This is a genomic window from Sulfitobacter sp. HI0129 (assembly GCF_001635395.1).
GTDB lineage: Bacteria > Pseudomonadota > Alphaproteobacteria > Rhodobacterales > Rhodobacteraceae > Sulfitobacter.
Genome location: NZ_LWGH01000003.1, coordinates 1 through 9,593, shown reverse-complemented (window position 1 = coordinate 9,593; position 9,593 = coordinate 1). Strand labels below are relative to the sequence as shown.

9 protein-coding genes and 1 tRNA gene are annotated in these 9,593 nt (G+C 63.4%); 8 read left to right on the top strand and 2 right to left on the bottom strand.

The features are described from left to right. Together A3764_RS00145 and A3764_RS00140 are read left to right on the top strand one after the other, a co-directional pair. A partial coding sequence (locus A3764_RS00145) for a LacI family DNA-binding transcriptional regulator (RefSeq protein ID WP_236627965.1) occupies positions 1–983 on the top strand: 983 nt, incomplete at its 5' end. Further along, a complete protein-coding gene (locus A3764_RS00140; RefSeq protein ID WP_067921269.1) occupies positions 980–2,206 on the top strand; it encodes a winged helix-turn-helix domain-containing protein in 1,227 nt (408 codons plus the stop codon). The genes A3764_RS00145 and A3764_RS00140, both read left to right, overlap by 4 nt. Here A3764_RS00140 and A3764_RS00135 read toward each other — a convergent pair. Beyond that, positions 2,186–2,959, bottom strand: coding sequence for an IclR family transcriptional regulator (locus tag A3764_RS00135; protein WP_067921271.1), 774 nt, complete (start codon positions 2,957–2,959; stop codon positions 2,186–2,188). The genes A3764_RS00140 and A3764_RS00135 overlap by 21 nt on opposite strands. 356 nt (positions 2,960–3,315) lie before the next feature. Between A3764_RS00135 and A3764_RS00130 the strand changes: the two genes are divergently transcribed. The 4 genes from A3764_RS00130 to A3764_RS00115 all read left to right on the top strand — a co-directional run bounded on the left by A3764_RS00130 (position 3,316) and on the right by A3764_RS00115 (position 7,697). Further along, on the top strand, positions 3,316–4,941 hold the full coding sequence (locus A3764_RS00130; RefSeq protein ID WP_067921378.1) for a GMC family oxidoreductase: 1,626 nt from the start codon (positions 3,316–3,318) through the stop codon (positions 4,939–4,941). Between the two features lie 223 nt (positions 4,942–5,164). Next, complete coding sequence (locus A3764_RS00125; RefSeq protein ID WP_067921273.1) at positions 5,165–5,902, top strand: 5-oxoprolinase subunit B family protein; 738 nt, start codon at positions 5,165–5,167, stop codon at positions 5,900–5,902. Further along, positions 5,899–6,933 carry a biotin-dependent carboxyltransferase family protein gene (locus A3764_RS00120; RefSeq protein WP_067921275.1) on the top strand — a complete coding sequence of 345 codons (1,035 nt, stop codon included), beginning with the start codon at positions 5,899–5,901 and terminating at the stop codon, positions 6,931–6,933. Before A3764_RS00125 ends, A3764_RS00120 begins: the two co-directional genes overlap by 4 nt. After that, positions 6,930–7,697, top strand: coding sequence for a LamB/YcsF family protein (locus A3764_RS00115; protein ID WP_067921277.1), 768 nt, complete (start codon positions 6,930–6,932; stop codon positions 7,695–7,697). Before A3764_RS00120 ends, A3764_RS00115 begins: the two co-directional genes overlap by 4 nt. Before the next feature lie 19 nt (positions 7,698–7,716). Here A3764_RS00115 and A3764_RS00110 read toward each other — a convergent pair. Continuing rightward, positions 7,717–7,792 (bottom strand) — tRNA-Lys (locus A3764_RS00110). 96 nt (positions 7,793–7,888) lie between these two features. Between A3764_RS00110 and dapF the strand changes: the two genes are divergently transcribed. Continuing rightward, positions 7,889–8,734 (top strand): diaminopimelate epimerase, encoded by an 846-nt coding sequence (gene dapF, locus A3764_RS00105; RefSeq protein ID WP_067921279.1) that lies wholly within the window; start codon positions 7,889–7,891, stop codon positions 8,732–8,734. After that, a partial coding sequence (locus tag A3764_RS00100) for a radical SAM protein (protein ID WP_067950995.1) occupies positions 8,731–9,593 on the top strand: 863 nt, incomplete at its 3' end. The genes dapF and A3764_RS00100, both read left to right, overlap by 4 nt.

The window sequence follows — 9,593 nt, the reverse complement described above, 5'->3', positions numbered from 1 at the left end:
GCGGCGTGTCGGAAATGACGGTCAGCCGCGTCCTGCGCAAGCAGGGCGATGTGTCCGAAGCAACCCGCAGCCGGGTGCTCGCCGCGGCAAAGGCGCTCGGCTACGTTCCGAACCAGATCGCGGGCTCGCTGGCGTCCCAGCGGGTGAACCTCGTGGCGGTGATCATCCCGTCGCTGTCGAACATGGTCTTCCCCGAGGTGCTGAACGGCATCAATCAGGTGCTTGAGGAGACACCCCTGCAGCCGGTCGTGGGGGTCAGCGACTACCTTCCCGAAAAGGAGGAGCGCGTTCTTTACGAAATGCTTTCTTGGCGCCCCTCGGGCGTGATCATCGCCGGGCTCGAACATACCGATGCGACCCGTGCCATGCTGGGCAATGCCGGCATACCGGTGGTGGAGATCATGGATGTGGATGGCAGACCGGTCGATGCCGTGGTCGGCATTTCGCATCGCCGCGCGGGCCGGGAAATGGCGAAAGCGATCCTCAAGGAAGGATACGAGCGGATCGGCTTCATGGGCACCAAGATGCCGCTGGACCACCGCGCCCGAAAACGGTTCGAAGGCTTCACCGAAGGGCTGGCGAAGGCGGGGATCGAGATAGAGGACCGCGCCTTCTACTCCGGCGGCTCCGCGCTCGCCAAGGGGCGCGAGATGACGCAAGAGATGCTGGAACGCTCCCCCGATCTGGATTTTCTCTATTACTCCAATGACATGATCGGAGCGGGGGGGCTGCTTTACCTGCTCGATCAGGGCATCGACATTCCGGGCCAGATCGGCCTCGCCGGGTTCAATGGGGTCGAGCTGCTGCAAGGTCTGCCGCGCCAGCTTGCCACGATGGATGCCTGCCGGAACGAGATCGGGCAGGCGGCCGCCCGCATCGTGCTCAACAGCACCAGCGACACGCCCGATCCCGACATCGCGACGCAAGTAACGCTGACCCCCACCCTGTCCTTCGGAGATACGCTGCGCCGTCGCCGCGGATGAGCCTGCCGCGGCTGGACAATAGCACCGCGCGGCGGCTTTTCCTTGACAAGCATCGGCTACTCGAACGCCCGCAGGGTCCCGCATCCAGCGCCGAGTTGCTGGCGCTGATCGACACGCTCGGCTTCGTGCAACTCGACAGTATCAATACCGTGGCCCGTGCCCATGACCTGATCCTGTTTTCCCGGCGTCCACGCTACCGCCCCGCCGCGCTCAAGCGACTTTATGAAAAGGACCGCGCGCTTTTCGAACATTGGACCCATGACGCCGCCGTCATACCGATAGCCTATTATCCCTATTGGCGCCTGCGGCGCGAACGGGATGCCGCGCGGCTTCGACGAAACTGGCGTGACTGGCGGCGCGACGGGTTCGAGGCGCGGTTTCAACCCGTGCTCGACCAGATCCGCGCGGAAGGCCCTGTTTCATCCTCCGATGTTGGACGGGGCGAAAAACGCGGCTCCGGCGGCTGGTGGGACTGGCACCCCTCCAAGACGGCGCTCGAATACCTCTGGCGCTGCGGCGCGTTGAGCGTTGTGGGGCGCGATGGCTTCCGCAAGGTCTACGACCTGACCGAAAGGGTCATTCCCGAAGATGTCCGTGCACCTGAGAACCCGCCGAACGACAGCGAAATCATCGATTGGTGCTGCGCGGGTGCCCTACAACGCCTCGGATTCGCAACCCATGGCGAAATCGCGGCCTTCTGGGCACATGTCACCCCGGCGGAAGCGCGCGACTGGTGCAGTGCTGCCCATGCCGCAGGCCGCATAACTCAGATCGAGGTGGAGGACGCCGGCGGCCTGCCGCGCCGCGCCTATGCCTTTCCCGAAGAGGTAGAGGCCGCCCTGGCCCTGCCCTCCGCCCCCGGGCGTCTTCGCATCCTCAGCCCCTTCGACCCCGCCCTGCGGGACCGGCGTCGCGCGCTCAGACTCTTTGGTTTCGACTACCGGATCGAGGTTTTCGTTCCCGCCGCGAAAAGGGCGTATGGATACTACGTGTTCCCGATCCTTCAGGGTGAGCGACTTGTGGGCAGGATCGACATGAAGGCGCTACGGGATACCGATGAGCTTTGTGTCTCGGCGCTCTGGACCGAACAAGGGGTCATCTGGGGCAGCGGGCGGCAGCGCCAGTTGGAGGCCGAATTACAGCGGCTGACGGCCCTCGCCGGGGTGAGCCGCGTCACCTTTGCCGCCGGCTGGCGCCGTGGATCAGCGCAGCACCAGTTCTGACAGGTCCTTTGACGCTGCCTGCAACCGACCGAGATGTTCCTTCAGGGCTTCCTTGTCGCCGCGCTGAATCGGCGCATGGATCGACAAGGTCGACATCAACCGCCCGATATCATCCAGCACGGGAACGGCGATCGCTACCATACCTTCCATGAACTCTTCGTCGTCGATCGAATATCCCTGTTCCCGAATGGCCTTTATCTCTTCCAGCAAGGCGGCGGGATCGGTCAGCGTCTTGGGCGTATGACGTTCGAGCTTTGCGGATTCGGCGAATTTCTGCACCATGCGCGGGGCAAGCGTGGAAAGGTACATCTTGCCGCTCGCAGTACAGTGGAACGGCACGATCGAACCAATCTGCATCTGGATGCGCAGCGGCCATTTCGTTTCCACCCGGTCGAGATACATCATCCCGTCCCGGTCGGGCGTGGCAACGTTACAGGTTTCGCCCACGTCCCGGGCGACGGCGTTAAGGACCGACAACCGCATGCTGCGCACCCTTGCGGATGACAGCACGTTGACGGCCATTTTCCGCAACCGCTGACCGGGGTGATAGGACCGCCCGTCAATGTCGCGCTGCAGGAAGCCTTCTTCTTCCAGCCGATGGAAAAGCCGGTGGATCGTCGGCTTCGGCAGGCCGAGTACTTCGTTGGCGGCCGTAGGTGTCATGGGTTCGCCGATCTGCGCGATCTCTTCCAGTAGCAACAACAACCGAAGGTTGGTCGGGATTGTCTTATCGCTATTGCTCGCATCAGGCATGGGCCGGTCCGTTTCTTGTGGCGCGGCCAGTTCAAACGGTGTCGGAACCCGGCGGGCCACGGTTCCGGGCACGGGTGAATGCCGCAGATTATGGGACTATATATTTTAAAAAGTGCATCGTGGGAATAGCATTCGCCGTTAAGGGAATGTTAACACTTCTTCCTGAGCGCCAGCGTGGCAAAATTGATGCACGTTTTGCGGGCAATCCAGCGCCACGGGTAAGCGCGGCGCTAAACGCAACTGCAGGCCGCTACAAAACGATACGCGACCGCATTTAAGTCAGCTTGCATTCCCCAGCCCCGTCTATAATGTCTGTTATTGAGACCCGTAATTTCAATAGATGATTGATTGGTATGATGACGAGTACAGACGCGGACTATATCATCGTCGGCGCCGGCTCCGCAGGCTGCGTGCTTGCAAACCGTTTGAGTGCCGATCCCCGCAATCGGGTCATCCTGCTGGAAGCCGGTGGTCGCGACTGGAGCCCCTGGATCCATATCCCTGTCGGATACTTCAAGACCATTCACAACCCCAAGTTGGACTGGTGCTACAGAACCGAGCCGGAGCCAGGGCTCAACGGGCGATCCATCCGCTGGCCCCGGGGCAAGGTGCTGGGCGGGTCATCTTCTCTCAACGGCCTCCTTTATGTGCGGGGCCAGCCGCAGGACTACGATCGCTGGAGGCAGATGGGCAACCAAGGCTGGGGGTGGGACGATGTCCTGCCCCTGTTCAAGCGAGCTGAGGGAAACGAACGGGGGGCAGACGCCTATCACGGCGCTGAGGGGCCGCTGACAGTCAGTGACATGCGTCTCGAAAGACCGATTACCAATGCCTGGGTCGCAGCCGCCCAAGCTGCAGGCCACCGCTTCAACCCGGACTACAACGGCGCTTCACAGGAAGGCGTCGGATACTTCCAACTGACCGCCAAAGGAGGCCTCAGGTGCAGCGCCGCCACCGCCTACCTCGATCCCATCCGCTCCAGGGGCAACCTTCGGATCATCACGCATGCCCACGCCAGCCATGTCCTTTTTGACGGGCAGCGCGCCACGGGGGTGGCCTACCTTGACCGGAGCGGTAAGGAGCAACACCTGCATGCCGGGGGGGAGGTCATCCTCTCGGGCGGCACAATCAACTCGCCCCAGTTGCTCATGCTGTCCGGCATCGGCGATGCGGAGGAACTTGGAGAACACGGTATCACCGTACGGCAACACCTACCCGCAGTGGGGCAAAACCTGCAGGATCACCTTCAGGCGCGGCTGGTCTACAAATGTCACGAGGCTACGCTGAACGACGAAGTGTCGACGCTTCTCGGGCGGCTGAAAATCGCCGCGCATTATGCTTTCAACCGGCGCGGGCCAATGGCGATGGCAGCGAGCCTCGCCACCGGCTTCCTCAGAACGAGGCCAGAGCTTGAAACGCCAGATATCCAGCTGCACGTTCAACCGCTTTCCGCAGAAAACCCCGGCATGGGCGCGGATCACTTTTCGGCCTTCACGACCTCCGTCTGCCAGTTGCGTCCCGAAAGCCGGGGCCGGATAAGCCTTCGCAGTCCGGACCCGCGCGCCCACCCCAAAATCGTCGCGAACTACCTGTCGACACCGAACGACCGTCACACGCTCGTCGAAGGGATCAACATCGCACGCCGCATTGCGCGACACGCCCCCCTGGCCAACAGGATATCGGAAGAATTCCGCCCCCATCCCGATCTCGACCCGGAAGACCGCGAAGCAACCCTTGACTGGGCGCGGGATAATACCGCCTCTATCTATCATCCGGTGGGGACCTGTCGCATGGGCAGCGGAACCAATGCCGTAGTGGACGATGCATTGCGGGTCCGGGGCATAGTGGGTCTCAGGGTGGCGGATGCGTCCATCATGCCGGACATCGTGTCGGGCAACACCAACGCCCCCACGATCATGATCGGTGAAAAGGCCAGTGACCTGATCCTGAAAGACCGCGATAGGGCAGCAGCAAGGGCCTGACCCCTTCACCCTTTCGCAAATACTCGCGGGGTTCGGGGGCGCGCCCCCGATCAACGGTCAACGGAACCACCCCACGCTCTGCCGAAGGAGCGGGGCGAAGATTTATCCCGTCTCACGCCGTTGACGCCGCCGCAGACTGTGTTTGAATGCGGCCAAAGGAGTCACCCCATGTCATTCCGCCCAGACGCGGCTCGATCCTTCCCCGCTTCGCGGAGCATTCCGCATGAGTGACTGGCCTGTCATTCGCAGGGTCGGGCTTTCGGGTCTTCTTGTCACCTTCGCCGCAAGGATGAGCGAGCCTGCCAACCGGGCCGCGCTCGCGCTTCGTGCGGCGATTGACGCGGAAGGTTGGGAAGGGGTCACCGAAACCAGCACCTCGCTCGTTTCCACCTTTATCGGGGTCGATCTGGCCGCGAAGGGTCCCGAAGAGCTGACCCGCAAGCTAGAAAAGCTGCTAAGCGCGCAAGACTGGTACGCGGCCCCCCTGCCCTCCGGTCGCAAATTGTGGCGCGTCCCGACTGTATACGGCACCGACCTTGCCCCCCAACTCGCCGAAGCAGCCGAGGCAGCCGGAATGGAAGCGGAGGAGGCCGTGAAGCAGTTGTCGCAGGCCCGCGTCCGGGTTCTGACGATCGGGTTCGCCCCGGGGCAACCCTATCTCGGCGAACTGGGAGAGGCCTGGGACATTCCGCGCCAGCAGGGGCTGACCGATACCGTCCCCGCCGGTGCGCTGATCGTGGCGATCCGCCAGCTCGTGCTCTTTACCAATGCCTCGCCTACCGGGTGGCGGCATATCGGGCAGACGGCTTTCCGCACATTCCGTCCCGAGGCCGAGACCCCGTTTGCCCTCTCTCCGGGTGACGAGATGATGTTCCCCGCCATAGAACGCGATGCCTATGAGGACATCCTCGCGTCAAATGCCGATGGAAACGGCGGCGCCACGCAGGAGGTGATTGAATGAACGCGCAACTCGACGTTCTTCACGCCGGGCCGGGCATGACGGTGCAGGATCGGGGCCGCCGGGGCTTCCGGGCGCAAGGCCTGACCGCAGGCGGTGCCGCCGACAGGATGGCCTTGGCCGAAGGTGCAGCACTGCTCGATCAGTCGGGCGATCTTGCGGCGATCGAAATGGCAGGCGCGGGGGGAAGCTTTCGTTGCACCAGTGATCTGCGCATCGCCCTGACCGGGGCAGATATGGGCGCCTCCGCAGATGGCGCCCCGCTGGCGTGGAACGCCTGTCATTTGCTGCCTGCCGGAACGACGCTCACCCTCGGGGGCGCGAAGGACGGTTCTTACGGCTATCTCCATGTGGGTGGTGGAATTGCCACCGAACCGGTCATGGGGGCCCGCGCCGGGCATCTTGCCGCCGGTCTGGGCGAGGCAATCGCGGCGGGCGACAGCCTCCCCCTCGGGCCTGACAAGGGGGGGCCGACGGGGCGGATACTCGAACGCGGCGACAGGTTCGGGGGCGGCACCGTCCATATCGTCGCCAGCATGCAGACCGCGAACTTCGCCGCGGAGACGCTCGACCGGTTCGTGGATACCGAATTTCGGCGCGATACGCGGGCCAACCGGGTGGGGGTTCGCATGACCCATGATGGCGAAGGTTTCTTCGCCGAAGGTCAGCTCAGCATCGTTTCGGAAGTGATTGTACCGGGCGACATCCAGATCACGGGCGACGGTGCCCCCTATGTGTTGATGGGCGAATGCCAGACGACAGGCGGTTACCCGAGAATCGGCACGGTGCTTCCCTCCGATCTGCCTCGCGTGGCACAGGCCCGTGCCGGCGATCCCATACGCTTTCGCCTGATCGAGACGGAGGAGGCCATCACGCTGGAGCGCCGCGCGCGCGACTGGCTGGCCGGTATCGCAGGTCGGATCGCACCCCTCACCCGGAACCCACATGAAATGCGCGATCTGCTGTCCTACCAACTGGTCGGGGGCGCGGTCTCCGCCACGGCGGATCCATTCGAGGAAGAGGATAGGAAATGACACAGGTCGATCTCAACGCCGACATGGGCGAAAGCTTCGGTTCTTGGAAAATGGGCAACGATCCCGCCCTGCTGGAAATCGTCACCTCGGCGAATATCGCCTGCGGGGGCCATGCCGGTGACCCGGACGTGATGGCGCGCACGATGTCGCTCGCGGCCAGCAACGGTGTGGGCATCGGTGCCCATCCGGGCTTCATGGATATTTCGGGCTTCGGGCGATTTCGAATGTCCGTCCCCCGCGCCACCCTTCAAAACCAAATCCGGTATCAGGTTGCCGCAAGCATCGGGATGGCCCGAAGCCTCGGGGCGCAGGTCCGGCACCTCAAATTGCACGGCGCCGTGGCTAATATGGCGTCGGAGGACGAGACGCTGGCGCGCGACCTTTTCGAGGCGGCGCTGTCGGTGGCCCCTGATCTCATCGTCATGGTCCTGTCCGAAACCGCGCAGCAAAAGGCAGCGGAGGGGCTCGGTTGCCGCTGGGCGGGCGAGATTTTTGCCGACCGCGCCTATAACGACGATGCAACGCTGGTGGACCGATCACTGCCCGGTGCGGTGATCCACGATGCCGAAGCCGCCGGCAAGCGCATGGCGCAAATGGTGACCGAAGGGGCCATCATCACCGAAAGCGGCAAACGCATCCCCGCGGCCATCGATACGATCTGCCTGCACGGCGACACGCCCGAAGCTGTCGATATCGCGAAATCCGTGCGCGCGGCGCTGCAAGACGCCGACATCACGTTGCGCACCTTCGACGGGCGGGGTTGATCCTGAAGGAAGATTTCAGTGGTGAGCCGTGCAGGATTCGAACCTGCGACCCACTGATTAAAAGTCAGTTGCTCTACCAACTGAGCTAACGGCCCACTAGGCGGAGTACCTAGAAAGTTGCGCCGGGGGGGTCAAGCCCGAAACGTCGGAAATTCCGCGGCCCGCTGGATATATGCAGCAGGCGGGAGTATATGCGCCGGATGAGCACCGGATTCCCAAATGGCCTGCCCTTCATGAAGATGCATGGGCTGGGTAACGACTTCGTCGTCGTCGACGCGCGGCAGGGTCAAAACCCTGTCACCGATGCGCTCGCGTGTGGCATTGCGGACCGGCATCGCGGCGTCGGCTTCGACCAACTGGCGGTGATCGGAAAGCCCGATGATGGCGCTGTCAGGCTCACCTTTTACAATGCGGACGGATCGCTTTCCGCGGCTTGCGGCAACGCGACCCGCTGCATTGCCCGCTACCTGATGGACGAAAGCGGCGATGCGGCAATCACGCTGAAGACTGAACGTGGCCTGCTGGAGGCGCGGGATGCGGGCCGGGGGCTGACCTCGGTCAATATGCTGCACCCTCAGCTAGACTGGCAGGAAATCCCGCTCGTGCGAGAAATGGACACTCTGGTTCTGCCGATCGAGGGCGAGCCGACGGCGACGGGCATGGGCAACCCTCATTGCAGCTTTTTCGTCGCGGATGCCGAGGCGGCCGACCTTGAGGATATCGGCGCACGGATGGAGCATCACCCCCTCTTCCCCCAGCGCACCAATGTACAGCTGGCCCAGATCGTCGGGACCGACCACATCCGGATGCGGGTCTGGGAACGGGGCGTCGGAGTTACACTGGCCTCCGGTTCCTCCAGCTGCGCGGTGGCCGTGGCGGCGGCGCGCAGGGGGCTTACCGGACGGTCGGTCAAGATCGATCTGGACGGCGGCACGCTCGATATTGACTGGCGTGAAGACGGCGTTTGGATGACCGGACCAACGATGCACGTCTTCAGCGGGGCGCTCAGCCCTGCGTTTCTGGAGTCCCTGGCATGAGCGCGCCTGTCTTCCGCACCATGGGGTGCCGGTTGAACGCCTATGAAACAGAGGCGATGAAGGACCTCGCCGCGCAGGCGGGGTTAGAAAACGCGGTTGTGGTCAATACCTGCGCTGTCACGGCGGAAGCCGTGCGCAAAGCGCGGCAGGATATCCGCCGCCTGCGCCGGGAACATCCCGATGCCCGGCTGATCGTCACCGGCTGCGCCGCGCAGACCGAGCCCGAGACATTCTCCGCCATGGAGGAGGTCGACGCCGTTATCGGCAATACAGAAAAGATGGCCCCGGAGACATGGCAGGGCATGGCAGCCGATTTCATCGGTGAGACAGAGGCCCTGCAGGTGGATGACATCATGTCCATCACCGAAACAGCAGGTCATCTGATCGACGGTTTCGGTACCCGCAGCCGCGCCTACGTTCAGGTGCAGAACGGCTGCGACCACCGTTGCACCTTCTGCATCATTCCTTTCGGGCGCGGAAACTCACGGTCCGTGCCTGCCGGGGTCGTGGTGGACCAGATCAAGCGGCTGGTTCAGAAAGGCTTCAACGAAGTTGTACTGACCGGCGTGGACCTCACAAGCTGGGGGGCCGATCTGCCCGCCAGCCCCAAGCTCGGCGATCTGGTCATGCGGATCCTGCGGCTGGTGCCCGACCTTCGGCGGCTGCGCATTTCCTCCATCGACTCGATCGAGGTGGACGAGAACCTGATGCAGGCCATCGCGACGGAACCGCGCCTGATGCCCCACCTGCATCTCAGCCTGCAGCATGGCGACGACATGATCCTGAAGCGCATGAAGCGCCGCCACCTGCGCGACGATGCGATCCGCTTCACCGAAGAGGCACGCCGCCTGCGGCCCGA